Here is a 16104-nt window from a genome sequence, read left to right as displayed (position 1 = left end):
AAGCCCCGGAGACACCCCCGAGACGCTCCCCGAATGAGCCCCTACGGGAACGGGGCGCCTCCCCGCAGCGGCTACAGTCGGCTCATGACCAAGTGGGAGTACGCGACTGTGCCGCTGCTGGTGCACGCGACGAAGCAGATTCTTGACACCTGGGGCGAGGACGGCTGGGAGCTCGTCCAGGTCGTGCCCGGGCCGAACAACCCCGAGCAGCTCGTGGCCTACCTGAAGCGGGAGAAGTCCTGATGAGCGGGGCCGTCGAGGCGAAGCTCGCCGAACTGGGCCTGACCCTGCCGGACGTCGTGCCGCCGCTCGCCGCGTACCAGCCGGCCGTGCAGTCGGGCGTGTACGTCTACACCTCGGGCCAGCTCCCGATGGTCGCGGGCAAGCTCGCGCTGACCGGCAAGGTCGGCGCCGAGGTGACGGCCGAGGAGGCCAAGGAGCTCGCCGCCACCTGCGCGCTGAACGCGCTCGCGGCCGTGAAGTCGGTCGCCGGTGACCTGGACCGGATCAAGCGGGTCGTGAAGGTGGTCGGCTTCGTCGCCTCCGCCCCCGACTTCACCGGCCAGCCCGGCGTCGTCAACGGCGCCAGCGAGCTGCTCGGCGCCGTCCTCGGCGACAAGGGCGTGCACGCCCGCAGCGCGGTCGGCGTGGCGGTCCTCCCGCTCGACGCCCCGGTCGAGGTCGAGGTCCAGGTGGAGCTCGAGGCCTGAGAGCTCGAGCTCTGAGGGCTCGAAGTCGGTGACCTTGGAGCCTGAGAGCACGAGGTCTGTGAGCTTGGGGCCTGAGAGCGCGAGGTCTGTGAGCTTGGGGCCCAAGACTCGCGGCCTGAGGCCCGCGCCCGGCCCTTCCGCACGTGTGGAGCCGGTTCCTCCCGTCCAGGAGGAATCGGCTCTCGTGCATTTCGATGCTTGCGCATAGCATCCGGCCATGTCGAATGGTCAGACGAATGGTCAGTGGTATCCACCGGAATGGCCCGACCGCATCCGCGCCCTCGCCGCCGGTGAGCTCGTGCCCGCGGCCCCCAAGCGGGCCGCCACCGTGCTGCTCCTGAAGGACGGCGCGGACGGCCCCCTCGTGCACATGCTGCGCCGCCGCGCCTCCATGGCCTTCGCGGGCGGCGCGTACGCCTACCCGGGCGGCGGCGTCGATCCGCGCGACGAGCACCCGGTGCGCTGGGCGGGTCCGTCCCGCGAGGAGTGGGCGGCCCGGCTCGGCCTCGCCGACCCGGCGCAGGCGCAGGCCGTCGTCTGCGCCGCCGTCCGGGAGACGTACGAGGAGGCGGGCGTCCTGCTCGCCGGCCAGACGCCGGACTCGGTCGTCGGCGACACGACCGGCGACGACTGGGAGAAGGACCGGGAGGCGCTCGTCGCCCGCGAGCTCTCCTTCGCCGACTTCCTGGACCGGCGCGGCCTGGTGCTGCGCTCCGACCTGCTGGGCGCGTGGGCCCGCTGGATCACGCCCGAGTTCGAGCCGCGGCGCTACGACACCTGGTTCTTCGTGGCGGCGCTCCCGGCCGGCCAGCGCACCCGCAACGCCTCCACCGAGGCCGACCGCACCGTCTGGATCCGCCCGCAGGACGCGGCGGCCGGCTACGACCGCGGCGAGCTCACGATGATGCCGCCGACCATCTCCACCCTGCGCGGTCTGCAGCGGTACGGCACGGCCGCCGAGGCCCTCGCCGCGGCCCGGGGCCAGGACATGACCCCCGTGCTCGCGCAGGCGCGCCTCGACGGCGACGAGGTGATCCTGAGCTGGCCGGGGCACGATGAGTTCACGAAGCACATCCCCTCGGCCGGACGCGAAGGAGGGACGATATGAGCGACGCCCACGCCCTTCCCGGGCAGCCGCGCGGGGCCGTGGTCTCCGGGCCTGCGACCGCCCGCGCGGTCAACGTCCTCGCGCCCAACCCCTCCGCGATGACCCTGGACGGCACCAACACCTGGATCGTCGCCGAGCCGGACGCCGACCTCGCCGTCGTCATCGATCCCGGCCCGCTCGACGAGGACCATCTGCGGCGGGTCGTGGACACCGCCGAGAAGCTCGGCAAGCGGATCGGGCTCACCCTGCTCACCCACGGCCATCCGGACCACGCCGAGGGCGCGGCGCGGTTCGCCGAGCTGACCCGGACCAAGGTGCGGGCGCTCGACCCGGTGCTGCGGCTCGGCGACGAGGGCCTCGCCGCCGGTGACGTGATCACCACCGGCGGGCTCGAGCTCAGGGTCGTACCGACGCCGGGCCACACCTCCGACTCGCTGTGCTTCCACCTGCCGGCCGACCGCGCGGTGCTGACCGGGGACACCATCCTGGGGCGGGGCACGACGATGGTGGCCCATCCGGACGGGCGGCTCGGGGACTACCTGGACTCGCTGCGGCGGCTGCGCTCGCTCACCGTCGACGACGGCGTCCACACGGTCCTCCCGGGCCACGGGCCGGTCCTGGAGGACGCGCAGGGGGCCGTGGAGTTCTATCTGGCGCACCGGGCGAGCCGCCTCGCCCAGGTGGAGACGGCCGTGGAGGCGGGCTACCGGACGGCTCCGGAGGTGGTGGCCCACGTGTACGCGGACGTGGACCGCTCGCTGTGGCCGGCCGCGGAGCTGTCGGTGCGGGCGCAGCTGGAGTATCTGCGGGAGCACGACCTGATCTGATCGGTCCTTGATCCGATCGACCTCTGATCTGACCAGACGTCTGATCTGATCAGCGTGCGATTCGATCGGCCCGTGATGCGATCGGCCCGTGATCTGATCGGCCTCTGATCCGATCGTCTCCATGAACTGACCGGACCCTGGAACCCCTGGGCTGCGGCGGGTGTCTTACGCTCCGCTTACATTTGGCCGTAGCTCTCGGGGGGAAGCCCGTGTTCGTCATAGCCATCCTGCTGGTCATCACAGCGGCGGTGCTCTACTTCATCGGCCGCGCGAACGACACCCGCGGCCTCAAGCTGGGTGCGCTCGGCGCCCTGCTCGCCGGCCTGTTCTCGCTGGTCGCGAGCATGACGTACGTGGTCAGCGCGTACGAGGTCGGCGTCCCGGTCGCCTTCGGAAAGGTCGGCTCGCCGCTCTCCTCCGGCCTGCACATGGTGTCGCCGTTCACCAGCGTGACGACCTTCTCGACGCGCCCGGTGGACCTCAACCTCTCCGACAAGGAGGTGGTCGAGGTCCGCTCCTCGCAGGGTGGCGTGATGTACGCCGAGGTCACCGTGAAGTGGGCGGTGCACCCGTCGCAGGCCGTCGAGCTGTACCGGCTGGCCGGCAGCGAGGACGCCATCCAGCAGCGGCTGGTCTACCCGGACAGCCGTGAGATCGTCCGCAACGTCTTCGCCCGCCACACCAGCGAGGAGGGGTACGCCTCCGACCGCGAGGGGATCAACGCCGAGATCGCGGCCCTCATCAAGCAGCGGCTCGCCCCGCGCGGCATCCAGGTCACCACGGTCAACCTGCGCAACGTGAAGCCGTCCGACGCCCTGCAGGACCAGATCGACCGCAAGATCCAGCAGCAGCAGGCCACCGAGCGCGCCCTGGAGGCCTCCCGCACCGCGAAGGCCGAGGCCGACCGGCGCCGCATCGAGGCCGAGGGCATCGCCCGCGCCAACAAGATCCTCAACGACTCGCTGACCGACAAGGTCCTGATGAACCAGTGCATCGACGCCTACCGGGAGGCCTCGGCGAAGAACCCGGTCTACGCGGTGCCCTGCGGCGGTGGCAGCTCGAACCCGCTGATCGTGGACGGATCGAAGCGCTAGAAACAGATAGCGCCACTACCTATAAGTAGACGAAAGGGGGCCGCCCGGATCGACCGGGCGGCCCCCTTCTCGTACGTACGACTCCGCTGAGTGCGCTGAGTAGACCGCTTACCGCGAGCGCTTCGCGAGGCGCTCCACGTCCAGCAGGATCACGGCGCGGGCCTCCAGGCGCAGCCAGCCGCGCTGGGCGAAGTCGGCGAGCGCCTTGTTGACCGTCTCGCGGGAGGCGCCGACCAGCTGGGCCAGCTCCTCCTGGGTGAGGTCGTGGACGACGTGGATGCCCTCCTCCGACTGCACGCCGAAGCGGCGCGACAGGTCGAGGAGCGCGCGGGCGACACGGCCCGGGACGTCGGAGAAGACCAGGTCGGACATCTGGTCGTTGGTCTTCCGCAGGCGGCGGGCGACGGCGCGCAGCAGGGCGCTGGCCACCTCCGGGCGCGCGTTCAGCCAGGGCTGGAGGTCGCCGTGGCCGAGGCCGAGCAGCTTGACCTCGGTGAGCGCGGTCGCGGTCGCGGTGCGCGGGCCCGGGTCGAAGAGGGACAGCTCGCCGATCAGCTCGCCGGGGCCGAGGACCGCCAGCATGTTCTCGCGGCCGTCGGGCGAGGTGCGGTGCAGCTTGACCTTGCCCTCGGTCACCACGTAGAGCCGGTCGCCCGGGTCGCCCTCGTGGAACAGTGCGTCGCCACGGGCGAGCGTCGCCTCACTCATCGAGGCGCGCAGCTCGGCGGCCTGCTCGTCGTCGAGCGCCGCGAACAGCGGCGCGCGTCGCAGAACGTCGTCCACGAGTTCTCTCCTATGTCGACCTCAGGTGCGATCAATCACAACAAGTTTGACTCACCGGAGGGCCTTTCCGTACGTCAGGGGCCCGATTGGGTCGTGATCGGGTGCGCGCGGGGCGGATGTCGGCGGCGGCCCCTAGGCTGGCCGGGTGTCCAACTCGCCGGTGAGAGCACAGGCCAAGGGGGCTGGAAGAGTGCGGGACGAAGCTAATTCCGCTGTGGGCGAACGCGGTGTGTCGAAACAGGCAAATGCGACAAAAGGCTCATCGCGGGGCGCGGCTGGCACGTCGAAGAAGACGACGGCAGCCGTGAAGAAGGAGACGACGCAGGAGGCGGCGAAGAAGGCGGAGCAGGAGTCGGCGCAGGAGCCGGCCAGCAAGGCGGCCGCCGCCGGGCAGCCGGCTGCCGCGAAGCCCGGCGCGAAGGCTGCCAAGAAGACCGCGAAGAAGGCCGCCGCCAAGCCCGAGTCGCACCTCGGCATGGTCCGGCGGGCCCGGAAGATCAACCGGGAGCTCGCCGAGGTCTATCCGTACGCCCATCCCGAGCTCGACTTCCGCAACCCCTTCGAGCTCCTGGTCGCCACGGTCCTGTCCGCCCAGACCACCGACCTGCGGGTCAACCAGACCACCCCGGCGCTCTTCGCGGCGTACCCGACCCCCGAGGACCTGGCCGCCGCCGTCCCCGAGGAGGTCGAGGAGCTGATCCGGCCGACCGGCTTCTTCCGGGCCAAGACCAAGTCGATCATGGGCCTGGCCGCCGCGCTCCGGGACGACTTCGGGGGCGAGGTCCCCGGCCGCCTGGCGGACCTGGTCAAGCTGCCCGGAGTGGGCCGCAAGACCGCCTTCGTCGTGCTCGGCAACGCCTTCGGCGTGCCCGGCATCACCGTCGACACCCACTTCATGCGCCTGGCGCGCCGCTGGAAGTGGACCGAGTCCGACGACCCGGTGAAGATCGAGGCCGAGGTCGCCGAGATCTTCCCGAAGAGCGAGTGGACGATGCTCTCGCACCGGGTGATCTTCCACGGCCGCCGCATCTGCCACGCCCGCAAGCCCGCGTGCGGCGCCTGCCCGATCGCCCACCTCTGCCCTTCGTACGGAGAGGGCGAGACGGATCCGGAGAAGGCGAGGAAGCTCCTGAAGTACGAGAAGGGCGGCTTCCCGGGCCAGCGGCTCAACCCTCCCCCGGACTACCCGGGGCAGCCGGCGCCCCCGCTGGGCGCGAGCCCGGGCGCATGAGGGAACGAACGACGACTCCGACCGCGTTGTGAAACACGGGGGTGCCTATGACGCGCACTGGTGAAGAGGTCCACGGCGAAGAGCTCCACGGCAAGGAGATCGACGGTGTGGCCGACGGCATGACCGGGGGCCTGCTGAGCCGTGCCGGGCTGCCCGACTGGCTGGAGCCGGTCGACCGGGCGGCCCGCACGGTCGAGCCCGCGCAGCTGAGCCGCTTCCTGCCGCCCGAGGACGGTGCGGGGCGGCAGTCCGCCGTGCTCGTCCTCTTCGGCGAGGGCGCGCGCGGCCCCGAGCTGCTCCTGATGGAGCGCTCCGGCAGCCTCCGCTCGCACGCCGGCCAGCCGTCCTTCCCCGGCGGCGCGCTGGACCCCGAGGACGGCGATCCGGCCGACGGCGGCCTGCTCCGGGCCGCGCTGCGCGAGGCCCGGGAGGAGACCGGGCTCGATCCGGCCGGCGTCCAGCTCTTCGGCGTGCTGCCGCAGCTCTACATCCCGGTCAGCGGCTTCGTCGTCACCCCCGTGCTCGGCTGGTGGCGCCACCCCAGCCCGGTCGGGGTCGTCGACCCCGCCGAGACCGCCCGGGTCTTCACCGTCCCCGTGGCGGATCTCACGGACCCCGCCAACCGCGCCGTGGCCGTCCACCCGCTCGGCCACGAAGGGCCCGCATTCCTCGTCGCATCGGCTCTGGTCTGGGGTTTCACCGCCGGAGTGATCGACCGGCTGCTGCACTACGCGGGCTGGGAGCAGCCCTGGGACCGCTCCAGGAAGGTCCCGCTCGACTGGAGGGCATGACAGGCTGGCCCCCGGGCGACCGAAGACGAATCTGCGAGGCTCTTGACGGTGAACGTGCTGGACATCCTGTTGCTGCTCCTCGCCGTGTGGTTCGCGATCATCGGCTACCGCCAGGGCTTCGTGGTCGGCATCCTCTCGGTGATCGGCTTCCTCGGCGGCGGTCTCGTCGCCGTTCTGCTGCTGCCGGTCATCTGGAACCAGCTGACCGACCACAGCGAGGTCTCCACGGTGGCCACCGGGGTCTTCGTGATGGTGGTCATCGTCTGCGCCTCCGTCGGTCAGGCCTTCACCACCCACCTGGGAAGCAGACTGCGCCGGCACATCACGTGGACGCCGGCGCGCGCCCTGGACGCGACCGGCGGCGCGCTGGTGAACGTCGTCGCGATGCTCCTCGTGGCCTGGCTGATCGGCTCCGCGCTCGCCGGCACCGTCATGCCGACGATCGGCAAGCAGGTCCGCAACTCCAAGGTGCTGCTCGGGGTCTCCCGGGTGATGCCGGATCAGGCGCCCGGCTGGTTCTCCGACTTCACCTCGGCGCTCGCCCAGAACGGCTTCCCGCAGGTCTTCAGCCCCTTCGCCAACGAGCCCATCACCGAGGTCAGGCCGCCGGATCCGGCGCTCGCCCACAGCCCCGTCGCCGACCGCGCCAAGCGCTCCGTCGTCAAGGTCGTCGGTACGGCGCCCAGTTGCGGCAAGGTGCTCGAAGGCTCCGGCTTCGTCTTCGCCGACCGCCGGGTGATGACCAACGCCCATGTCGTCGGCGGCGTCGACGAGCCGACCGTGCAGATCGGCGGCGAGGGCAAGCTCTATGACGCCAAGGTCGTGCTCTACGACTGGAAGCGCGACATCGCCGTCCTCGACGTGCCCGACCTGGACGCCCGACCGCTCCAGTTCACCGACCAGGACGCGCGCAGCGGCGACAACGCCATCGTGGCCGGCTTCCCGGAGAACGGCGCGTACGACGTGCGATCCGCCCGCGTCCGCGGCCGGATCGCCGCCAACGGACCTGACATCTACCACCGCGGCGAGGTACGCAGGGACGTGTACTCGCTGTACGCGACGGTCCGTCAGGGCAACTCCGGCGGACCGCTCCTCACCGAGGACGGGAAGGTGTCCGGCGTGATCTTCGCCCGCTCCCTCGACGACGCCAACACCGGATACGCGCTCACGGTCGACGAGATCCAGCAGGACATCGCCCAGGGCCGCGCTGCCAACCAGCAGGTCGACAGCCAGGGCTGCGCGCTGTAGCGCGCCGCGGGCGGTGGTGTGACGTACGGGGCTTCCCGCTACGTACGGGTGTGGCGCAGCCGGGCCGAGACCCATCGGGCCCGGCGGCGCAGGATGCGCGAGATCCCCACGGCCGGCGCGGGGTGCGCGTGGCCCTGGTCCTGCGTGCCGCCCCGCTCAGGGGCGCCGGAGCCGCCCATCGAGCGTCGGTCGCGTGCTGTGTCACCGTAGTCGTGCGTCCAGCCCATACCGGGACGTCTGCCCGGGGCCCAAGGTCGGTAACCGCCCCGGGGCCCGCCAATTGGCGTATGCGCGGGGCACATGGCAGTTCGGTGGACGCCTGTGTGCGCCATCACCGAGCGGCCGGCCGTCGACGGACCGTCAGCGGCCCGTCGACAGCCCGTCAGCGGTCCGGCTCGGGGTCCTTCAGCCAGTTGACGAGCTCCGTGGTGAACGCGACCGGGTCCTCCTCGTGCGGGAAGTGCCCCAGCCCGTCGAAGAGCCGCCAGCGATACGGGGCCTCCACGTACTCCCCGGAGCCCGCCGCGCTGCGGGTGCGCATCACCGGGTCGAGCGACCCGTGCAGATGCAGTGTGGGCACCCGCACCGGCCGCTTCATGCGCCGGTTGAACTGGATGCCGTCGGGCCGCGCGAGGGAGCGCACCATCCAGCGGTACGGCTCGATCGAGCAGTGCGCGGTCGACGGGATGCACATGGCCCGCCGGTAGACCGCCAGGGCCTCCTCGTCGGCGGCCGACCGGGGATGCGGGCCGGACCACTCCTCGATGAGCTTCCCCACGAGCGCCGCGTCGTCGGCGACGAGCTGACGCTCCGGCAGCCACGGTCGCTGGAAGCCCCACACATGCGAGCCGGCGCGCGACTGGGAGAAGTCCGAGAGCATCGCCGAGCGCCAGCGGCGCGGGTGCGGCATCGAGGAGACCACCAGCCGGCGCACCAGCTTGGGCCGCATGACGGCGGCCGTCCAGGCGAGATAGCCGCCCAGGTCGTGGCCGACGAGCGCCGCGTCCGGCTCGCCCAGCGAGCGGACCACGCCGGTGATGTCGAGGGCCAGGTTGGCCGGATCGTAACCCCGGGGCGTGCGGTCGCTGCCGCCCACGCCCCGCAGGTCCATCGCCACGGCCCGGAACCCGGCCTCGGCGAGGGCCGGCAGCTGGTGCCGCCAGGTCCACCAGAACTGCGGGAAGCCGTGGAGCAGCAGCACGAGCGGGCCGTCGCCCATCTCGGCGATGTGGAAACGGGCACCGTTGGCCGCCACGTCGCGGTGCGTCCACGGTCCGTCGATGCGGACCGGGCTTCCGCCGTTGGCGCTGCTGCTCTCAGGGACGGTCATGCGGACGAGCGTGCCACAGACTCGCCCTTGTCCAGGGCGACCAGGTCCGCGCCGGCCGGCTCGGGGCGCGGGTGCGGCTTGACGTTCTGCATGATCGCCGCGGTCTCCTTGGCCGAGGCGATGGACTTCTTCGGCGGCTTCACCTTCTTGAACTTCGCGACCGCGACGGCCCCGAGCAGCCCGGCGAACAGCACGTTCGCGGCGAAGGAGAGCAGGAAGCACCAGAGCAGGTTCCAGCCGCCGTTGCCGTTGTGCCCGCCGGTCCAGGTGTTGATGGCGTAGGCGAGCGCGAAGCTCAGCATCGGCAGCGAGAACAGCAGGACCACCAGCGCGCCGATGCCGAGGATCGCGCCGATCCCGCCGCGCTTGACGTCCTGGCGGATCTCGGCCTTGGCCAGGGCGATCTCGTCGTGCACCAGTGCGGACATCTCGGCGGTCGCCGAGGCGACCAGCTGGCCGAGGCTGCGCTCGGTTCCGTCGAACGGGTCGCTCATGGCTGCTCCCTCTTCTCCCCTTACGGGCCGGATAGTGGCTCTCAGATCATGCCGGACGGTCGGCCTCATCGCGCGATGCCCCCGCCAGTTGGGCGCGCTCACGATGTTCGGCGGCCTTCCGCTCGTAGATCTCGGCCATCCTCAGGTGGTACTCCGGGTCGTGCTCCTCGTACACGTCGGGGATGCCGTCGTGGTCCTCGTCACGCTCCTCCTCGGCGCACAGCGCCTGGTACTTGCGCACCCGCAGCTTCAGCAGCACCGAGGCGAGCGTGGCGGCTATCAGCGAGCCGATGAGGACGGCCGCCTTGACCTCGTCGGTGAGGGCGGGGTCGCCCGCGAAGGCCAGCTCGCCGATGAGCAGCGAGACGGTGAAGCCGATGCCGGCGAGCGAGGCGACGGCGAAGACGTCCGGCCAGGCCAGGTCGGGGTTGAGCGAGGCCCGGGTGAAGCGGGCGGCGAGCCAGGTGCCGCCGAAGACGCCGACCGCCTTGCCGACCACGAGCCCGAGCACCACGCCGAGCGTCACGGGCTGTGTGAAGACGTCGCTCACGGCCTTCCCGGAGATCGTCACCCCCGCCGAGAACAGCGCGAACAGCGGCACGGCCAGACCGGCGGAGACCGGCCGCACCAGGTGCTCGATGTGCTCGCCGGGGGAGTGCTCCTCGCCCTCCCGGGCGGTGCAGCGCAGCATCAGGCCCATGGCGACACCGGCGATGGTGGCGTGGACGCCGCTGTTGTACATCAGGCCCCAGATGATCAGGGCCAGCGGCACGTACACGTACCAGCCGCGGACGCCCTTGCGCAGCAGCAGCCAGAAGACGGCCAGGCCGACGACGGCGCCGCCGAGGGCCGCGAAGTTCAGCTCGCCGGTGAAGAAGATCGCGATGATCAGGATGGCGAACAGGTCGTCGACGACGGCCAGCGTGAGCAGGAAGGCCCGCAGCGCCGAGGGCAGCGAGGTGCCGATCACGGCGAGGACGGCGAGCGCGAAGGCGATGTCCGTGGCCGTGGGCACCGCCCAGCCGCCGAGATCGCCGCCGCCGGCCACGTTGACCACCGTGTAGACCAGCGCGGGCACGGCCATGCCGCATATCGCGGCGATGACGGGCAGGGCGGCGGCCTTGGGATCGCGCAGCTCGCCCGCGACCAGTTCGCGCTTGAGCTCGATGCCGGCCACGAAGAAGAAGATGGCGAGCAGCCCGTCCGCGGCCCAGTGCTGGATCGACAGGTCGAGCCCGAGGGCGGCCGGGCCGATGTGGAAGTCCCGTATCGCCGCGTAGGCGTCCTTGAGCGGGGAGTTGGCCCAGACGAGCGCGGCGATGGCGGCGACCAGGAGCAGCACGCCGCCGACGGTCTCCGTGCGCAGCGCATCGGCGACGAACCGGCGCTCGGGCAGCGAGAGGCGGCCGAGGAACCTGCGGTCGTTGGCGGGCTTGGACGCGGTCGTGGGCGCGGGCACGGGGCGAACCTCCGGTCGGTGGGCAGCACAGAGCTCTTGCCGACCAGACTTCCCGGCGCACCTCGTAAACCCTTACTTTACCTAAAGATGCTCCGGTGGTGTCCGGTGATCTTCACTTTAGGTGCGTATGGGGATACCAGCACCCCCTGTGGACAACCGCCTGTGGACAACGCGAGGGCGCCTGTCCCGGATGCTCCGGGACAGGCGCCCACCTGCGCTTTACTGGCTCAGTCCGCCGCTCAGTCCTCGCTCGGGGCGGCCGGCAGCTTGCTCTGGATGAGGTCCATGACCGACGAGTCGGTCAGCGTCGTGACATCGCCCAGCTCGCGGTTCTCGGCGACGTCGCGAAGAAGCCGGCGCATGATCTTGCCCGAGCGGGTCTTCGGCAGCTCCGCCACCGGCAGGATCCGCTTCGGCTTGGCGATCGGGCCGAGGGTCGCGCCCACGTGGTTGCGCAGCTCGGCGACGAGGGCGTCGTCCTCGCTCGCCGTACCGCGCAGGATCACGAAGGCGACGATCGCCTGGCCGGTCGTCTCGTCGGCGGCGCCGACCACGGCGGCCTCGGCGACGGACGGGTGGGAGACCAGCGCGGACTCGACCTCGGTGGTGGAGATGTTGTGGCCCGAGACGAGCATGACGTCGTCGACCCGGCCGAGCAGCCAGATGTCGCCGTCGTCGTCCTTCTTGGCGCCGTCGCCGGCGAAGTACTTGCCCTCGAAGCGGGACCAGTAGGTGTCGATGAAGCGCTGGTCGTCGCCCCAGATGGTGCGGAGCATCGCCGGCCACGGCTCGGTGAGGACCAGGTAGCCACCGCCCCCGTTCGGCACCTCGTTCGCCTCGTCGTCGACGACGGTGGCGGAGATGCCGGGCAGCGCCCGCTGCGCGGAGCCGGGCTTGGTCTCGGTGACGCCGGGCAGCGGCGAGATCATCATCGCGCCGGTCTCGGTCTGCCACCAGGTGTCCACGATCGGGCAGCTGTCGGCGCCGATGTTCTTGCGGTACCAGATCCACGCCTCGGGGTTGATCGGCTCGCCGACCGACCCCAGGATCCGCAGCGACGACAGGTCGAACTTGGCGGGGATGTCGTCGCCCCACTTCATGAACGTACGGATCGCGGTCGGCGCCGTGTAGAGGATCGTGACGCCGTACTTCTGCACGATCTCCCAGAACCGGCCCTGGTGCGGGGTGTCCGGCGTGCCCTCGTACATGACCTGCGTCGCGCCGTTGGCCAGCGGGCCGTACGTGATGTACGAGTGGCCGGTGACCCAGCCGATGTCGGCGGTGCACCAGAAGACGTCGGTCTCCGGCTTGAGGTCGAAGACGGCGTGGTGGGTGTACGCGGCCTGGGTGAGGTAGCCGCCGGAGGTGTGCAGGATGCCCTTCGGCTTACCGGTCGTGCCGGAGGTGTACAGGATGAAGAGCGGGTGCTCGGCCTCGAACGCCTCCGGGGTGTGCTCGGCGGACTGCCGGGCCACGATGTCGTCCCACCACACGTCCCGGCCCTCGGTCCAGGCCACGTCCTGCCCGGTGCGCCGCACGACCAGCACGTTCCGCACCCGGTCGACCCGGTCGAGTGCCTCGTCGACGGCGGGCTTGAGCGCGCTCGGCTTGCCCCGGCGGTAGCCGCCGTCGGCGGTGATGACCAGCTTGGCGTCGGCGTCCTCGATGCGGGTGGCGATGGCGTCGGCCGAGAAGCCGCCGAAGACCACCGAGTGGGCGGCGCCGATGCGCGCGCAGGCGAGCATCGAGACGACGGCCTCGGGGATCATCGGGAGGTAGACCGCCACGCGGTCGCCCTTGGTGACACCGAGTTCGGTGAGGGCGTTGGCCGCCCTGGACACCTCGTCCTTGAGCTCGGCGTAGGTGATGGCGCGGCTGTCGCCGGGCTCGCCCTCGAAGTGGATGGCCACCCGGTCGCCGTGGCCGGCCTCGACGTGCCGGTCGACGCAGTTGTACGCGACGTTCAGCTCCCCGTCGGCGAACCACTTGGCGAACGGCGGGTTCGACCAGTCGAGGGTCTCGGTCGGCGCGGTGGCCCAGCTGAGCCGCTTGGCCTGCTCGGCCCAGAAGCCCAGCCTGTCCGCCTTGGCCTGCTCGTACGCCTCTGCCGTCACGTTGGCGTTCGCTGCCAGCTCGGCGGGCGGCGCGAAGCGGCGCTCTTCCTTGAGCAGATTGGCCAAGGATTCGTTGCTCACGACATCTCCCTTTCCCAGGGCGTCCCTATGTGCCTGTGTGTCCCGCGTCATAGCTCATCAGGCGGATGCCCGGGTGACAAGAGCCTCCGGGTAATTGGTTTAGACCTGTGAGGGGACGCGCGGAAGTGACGCCCGCTCCCCGAGCGGAAGGGAGCGGGCGTCACACCATGGCACGGACGCACGGAACGGATGGTTCAGCGAGCGCGGGGCCGGCCTCGCGCCGGCTCATGACGCCCGGGCCACCTCCAGGAGGGGGACAGCCGGCTCCGGTGCCGCGGACTTCCGCGTTTTCGGCGCGGGCGGCACATGGTTGAACACGTCGTCGTAGCTGTGCACCTCGTCCGTGCCGGCGAGCAGATACGCCTGGGCCTCGCCCACGTGGAAGTACATCCCGTGCAGAGTCAGGGTGCCCTCGGCAAGCCGCCGCGCCACCGACTCGTGCTGCCGCAGATGCTCCAGCTGCTGCACCACGTTGGTCAGGCACAGCTGCTCGACCTCGTCCGCCGGCAGCCGCCCGGCGATCCGGGCCCAGGCGTGGCGCCGGCTCGCCATCCGCTCCAGGCTCGGCCGGCCGTGCCGCAGCCAGCGCCGCAGCGGGGTCGACGGGGCGTCGGCGGCGCCGCCCAGCAGTGCCTGCATCGCGCCGCAGCCGGAGTGCCCGCAGACCGTGATCGACTCGACTCGCAGCACCTCCACCGCGTACTCGATCGCGGCCGCCACCGAGTCGTCCCCGCTCTCCTCGCCGGGCAGCGGCACCAGATTGCCCACATTGCGCACGGTGAACAGGTCGCCCGGGCCGCTGGACGTGATCATGCTCGTGACGAGCCGGGAGTCGGCGCAGGTCAGGAAGAGCTGCGAGGGCCGCTGCCCTTCCCGGGCCAGCCGCGCCAGCTCGTCCCTGACCAGCGGCGCGGTGTCCCGCTGGAACGCGCCGATACCGGTCGCCAGCCGGTGTCCGGTGCCGCTCCGGGTCTCGCCGGCCGGCTGCACCTCGCCGCACTGGTGGTTGCGCCACGGCGTCCACGGACGGCAGCAGGAGTGCGCGGCAGAGGAGCCGGCGGCCGCGGCGCCGCCACCCGGGGCGGGCGCTCTTTCGACGATCAGTCCGCCGCGGGGCCCGGTGGTCCGCACCGTGCCGCCGTGCGCCAGATGCGCGGTCTGCCAGTCGTGCAGCGTCTCGTACGCCGCGTGGTCCATGAACGAACCGTCCAGCTCCACGACGGCGTCGGCGCCCGCCGGGATCTGGTGCAGGGCCCGGCTCAGCCGCGGCACCGCGAGGAAGGTCAACTGGCCGCGGATCCGGACGAGGTGCTGGCCGTCCCGCTCCTCCCGGGTGATCCGGGTGCGGGCCAGCCGCTGCATCGCGACGGCCACCGCCACCGCGACCCCGAGGCCCACGCCTTCCAGGATCCCGAGGAACACCACTCCCGCCAGCGTCACCGCGTAGACCAGGACTTCACGATGACGGGTGACGGCCCTGATGTGCGTGATGCTGACCATCTGCACGCCGACCACCATCACGAGGGCGGCCAGCGCGGGCAGGGGGATGAGTTCGAGGACCGGGGCGAGGAAGAGGGCGGCGAGCACGATCCAGACGCCGTGCAGTATCGCCGAGTTGCGGCTCACGGCCCCGGCCGACACGTTCGCGACGCTGCGCACCGCGACCCCCGCGACCGGAAGCCCGCCGAGCGCGCCGGACACGATGTTCGCCGCGCCCTGACCCGCGAGTTCGCGGTCGAGCCGGGTGCGGGCGGCCGCGGGGGCGTCGGTGGTCCCCGTGGCGGCGGTGCGCTTGGCGACCAGCTTGTCGACGGCGACGGCGGAGAGCAGCGACTGCACGCTGGTGACCAGCATGATCGTCAGCACTCCGGCCGCGATTCCGAGGACCGGGCCGTCCGGCAGCCCGGGCAGCGCGTGGCTGCTCCACGACGGCAGGTCGACCCGCGGCACACCGAGCCCCGTGAGCGCGGCGAGCGCCGTGGCGGCGCCCACCGCGACCAGCGCGGCGGGGGCCGTCCGCAGCAGCCGTCCCGTACGGGCGGGCAGGCGCGGCCAGAGGAGCAGCAGCGCGACGGTGAGGGCGCTGACGGCGAGCGCGGCGCCGGACGCGTGGGCCAGCTGGTCCGGCAGGCCGAGTGCGTTGTCGACGGTGGAGCTCTGAGGGGTGCCGCCGAGCACGATGTGGAGCTGGGCGAGGGCGATGGTGACGCCGATGCCCGCGAGCATCCCGTGCACGATGGCGGGCGAGACGGCGAGGGCGGACCGGGCCACCCGCAGGGCGGCCAGACCCAGTTGGGCGAGTCCGGCGAGGACCGTGATGGCGCAGGTGGTGCGCCAGCCGTAGCGCTGGATCAACTCGGCCGTGACCACGGTCAGTCCGGCGGCGGGGCCGCTGACCTGGAGCGGCGATCCGCCGAGCCGGCCGGCCACGATGCCGCCGACGGCGGCGGCGACCAGACCGGCCTGGAGCGGGGCTCCGGTGGCGAGGGCGATGCCGAGCGAGAGCGGCAGCGCGATCAGGAAGACGGCGACGGACGCGGAGAGGTCCGCGCCGGCGACACGGAAGCGGCGGCGGTCGCCGTCCGGCGGGCTGTGGGGCCGCTGGAGGCGGGGCCGGGTGGTCGGTCGGGTGGGGCGGTAGAGGGTCATGTTCCCGTCTCCTCCGTGGCAGTGGCGGGGACACCGATCAACGCTCAGTAAATGGATAGTAATGGAGAGTAAAGACTCTGGCATGATTTTCGGGGCAAATAGGGCAATGATTCACCGGATCCGGTGACAGAACGTAGGCATGCCGCTTGTCGTTGCGGCTCCCCGGCCGACCGGGTGCGAGGTTT

15 protein-coding genes are annotated in these 16104 nt (G+C 71.5%); 8 read left to right on the top strand and 7 right to left on the bottom strand.

Annotated features, from left to right (window positions below):
• Positions 1-84: 84 nt before the first annotated feature.
• From ACIRSU_RS20080 to ACIRSU_RS20060, 5 genes are all read left to right on the top strand, one after another.
• Positions 85-243 carry a DUF4177 domain-containing protein gene (locus ACIRSU_RS20080; protein ID WP_017947820.1) on the top strand — a complete coding sequence of 53 codons (159 nt, stop codon included), beginning with the start codon at positions 85-87 and terminating at the stop codon, positions 241-243.
• The gene (locus tag ACIRSU_RS20075) at positions 243-710 is read left to right on the top strand and encodes a RidA family protein (RefSeq protein ID WP_403793880.1); all 468 of its coding nucleotides are present in this window, start codon (positions 243-245) and stop codon (positions 708-710) included. Before ACIRSU_RS20080 ends, ACIRSU_RS20075 begins: the two co-directional genes overlap by 1 nt.
• 217 nt (positions 711-927) lie before the next feature.
• Positions 928-1818, top strand: coding sequence for an NUDIX hydrolase (locus tag ACIRSU_RS20070; RefSeq protein ID WP_403793878.1), 891 nt, complete (start codon positions 928-930; stop codon positions 1816-1818).
• Entirely contained in the window at positions 1815-2645 is an 831-nt protein-coding gene (locus ACIRSU_RS20065) for an MBL fold metallo-hydrolase (protein ID WP_403793876.1), read from the top strand. Before ACIRSU_RS20070 ends, ACIRSU_RS20065 begins: the two co-directional genes overlap by 4 nt.
• A 209-nt stretch (positions 2646-2854) precedes the next feature.
• The gene (locus ACIRSU_RS20060) at positions 2855-3739 is read left to right on the top strand and encodes a prohibitin family protein (RefSeq protein ID WP_403793875.1); all 885 of its coding nucleotides are present in this window, start codon (positions 2855-2857) and stop codon (positions 3737-3739) included.
• 108 nt (positions 3740-3847) lie between these two features.
• Here the strand turns inward: ACIRSU_RS20060 and ACIRSU_RS20055 are convergent, their stop codons facing one another.
• A complete protein-coding gene (locus ACIRSU_RS20055; protein ID WP_046910193.1) occupies positions 3848-4522 on the bottom strand; it encodes a Crp/Fnr family transcriptional regulator in 675 nt (224 codons plus the stop codon).
• A 145-nt stretch (positions 4523-4667) separates the two neighbouring features.
• Between ACIRSU_RS20055 and nth the strand changes: the two genes are divergently transcribed.
• From nth to ACIRSU_RS20040, 3 genes are all read left to right on the top strand, one after another.
• The gene (nth, locus tag ACIRSU_RS20050; RefSeq protein WP_403793874.1) at positions 4668-5753 is read left to right on the top strand and encodes an endonuclease III; all 1086 of its coding nucleotides are present in this window, start codon (positions 4668-4670) and stop codon (positions 5751-5753) included.
• A 119-nt stretch (positions 5754-5872) separates the two neighbouring features.
• On the top strand, positions 5873-6544 hold the full coding sequence (locus tag ACIRSU_RS20045) for an NUDIX hydrolase (RefSeq protein WP_403794877.1): 672 nt from the start codon (positions 5873-5875) through the stop codon (positions 6542-6544).
• Positions 6545-6592: 48 nt separating this feature from the next.
• Positions 6593-7792, top strand: coding sequence for a MarP family serine protease (locus ACIRSU_RS20040; RefSeq protein WP_403793872.1), 1200 nt, complete (start codon positions 6593-6595; stop codon positions 7790-7792).
• A 38-nt stretch (positions 7793-7830) separates the two neighbouring features.
• Here the strand turns inward: ACIRSU_RS20040 and ACIRSU_RS20035 are convergent, their stop codons facing one another.
• The 6 genes from ACIRSU_RS20035 to ACIRSU_RS20010 all read right to left on the bottom strand — a co-directional run bounded on the left by ACIRSU_RS20035 (position 7831) and on the right by ACIRSU_RS20010 (position 15919).
• The gene (locus ACIRSU_RS20035) at positions 7831-8019 is read right to left on the bottom strand and encodes a hypothetical protein (protein WP_403793871.1); all 189 of its coding nucleotides are present in this window, start codon (positions 8017-8019) and stop codon (positions 7831-7833) included.
• A 155-nt stretch (positions 8020-8174) separates the two neighbouring features.
• Complete coding sequence (locus ACIRSU_RS20030) at positions 8175-9122, bottom strand: alpha/beta fold hydrolase (protein ID WP_403793869.1); 948 nt, start codon at positions 9120-9122, stop codon at positions 8175-8177.
• Positions 9119-9616 (bottom strand): phage holin family protein, encoded by a 498-nt coding sequence (locus tag ACIRSU_RS20025; RefSeq protein WP_403793868.1) that lies wholly within the window; start codon positions 9614-9616, stop codon positions 9119-9121. Before ACIRSU_RS20025 ends, ACIRSU_RS20030 begins: the two co-directional genes overlap by 4 nt.
• A gap of 46 nt (positions 9617-9662) precedes the next feature.
• Positions 9663-11075 carry a Na+/H+ antiporter NhaA gene (nhaA, locus tag ACIRSU_RS20020; RefSeq protein WP_403793866.1) on the bottom strand — a complete coding sequence of 471 codons (1413 nt, stop codon included), beginning with the start codon at positions 11073-11075 and terminating at the stop codon, positions 9663-9665.
• Between the two features lie 239 nt (positions 11076-11314).
• Complete coding sequence (gene acs, locus ACIRSU_RS20015; protein WP_403793864.1) at positions 11315-13321, bottom strand: acetate--CoA ligase; 2007 nt, start codon at positions 13319-13321, stop codon at positions 11315-11317.
• Positions 13322-13495: 174 nt separating this feature from the next.
• Complete coding sequence (locus ACIRSU_RS20010; protein WP_403793862.1) at positions 13496-15919, bottom strand: SulP family inorganic anion transporter; 2424 nt, start codon at positions 15917-15919, stop codon at positions 13496-13498.
• Positions 15920-16104: the final 185 nt, after the last annotated feature.

The organism is Streptomyces sp. NPDC101160 (genome assembly GCF_044768205.1).
Taxonomy (GTDB): Bacteria; Actinomycetota; Actinomycetes; order Streptomycetales; family Streptomycetaceae; genus Streptomyces.
This window is presented reverse-complemented; position numbering and strand designations above follow the sequence as displayed.

What these genes read in the sequence shown, in the direction of transcription:
- ACIRSU_RS20080 (WP_017947820.1), top strand. Translation starts at nt 85, where the DNA reads ATGACCAAGTGGGAGTACGCGACTGTGCCGCTGCTGGTGCACGCGACG.
- ACIRSU_RS20075 (WP_403793880.1), top strand. Translation starts at nt 243, where the DNA reads ATGAGCGGGGCCGTCGAGGCGAAGCTCGCCGAACTGGGCCTGACCCTG.
- ACIRSU_RS20070 (WP_403793878.1), top strand. Translation starts at nt 928, where the DNA reads ATGTCGAATGGTCAGACGAATGGTCAGTGGTATCCACCGGAATGGCCC.
- ACIRSU_RS20065 (WP_403793876.1), top strand. Translation starts at nt 1,815, where the DNA reads ATGAGCGACGCCCACGCCCTTCCCGGGCAGCCGCGCGGGGCCGTGGTC.
- ACIRSU_RS20045 (WP_403794877.1), top strand. Translation starts at nt 5,873, where the DNA reads ATGACCGGGGGCCTGCTGAGCCGTGCCGGGCTGCCCGACTGGCTGGAG.
- ACIRSU_RS20035 (WP_403793871.1), bottom strand. Translation starts at nt 8,019, where the DNA reads ATGGGCTGGACGCACGACTACGGTGACACAGCACGCGACCGACGCTCG.
- ACIRSU_RS20030 (WP_403793869.1), bottom strand. Translation starts at nt 9,122, where the DNA reads ATGACCGTCCCTGAGAGCAGCAGCGCCAACGGCGGAAGCCCGGTCCGC.
- ACIRSU_RS20025 (WP_403793868.1), bottom strand. Translation starts at nt 9,616, where the DNA reads ATGAGCGACCCGTTCGACGGAACCGAGCGCAGCCTCGGCCAGCTGGTC.
- acs (WP_403793864.1), bottom strand. Translation starts at nt 13,321, where the DNA reads ATGACGCGGGACACACAGGCACATAGGGACGCCCTGGGAAAGGGAGAT.
- ACIRSU_RS20010 (WP_403793862.1), bottom strand. Translation starts at nt 15,919, where the DNA reads ATGACCCTCTACCGCCCCACCCGACCGACCACCCGGCCCCGCCTCCAG.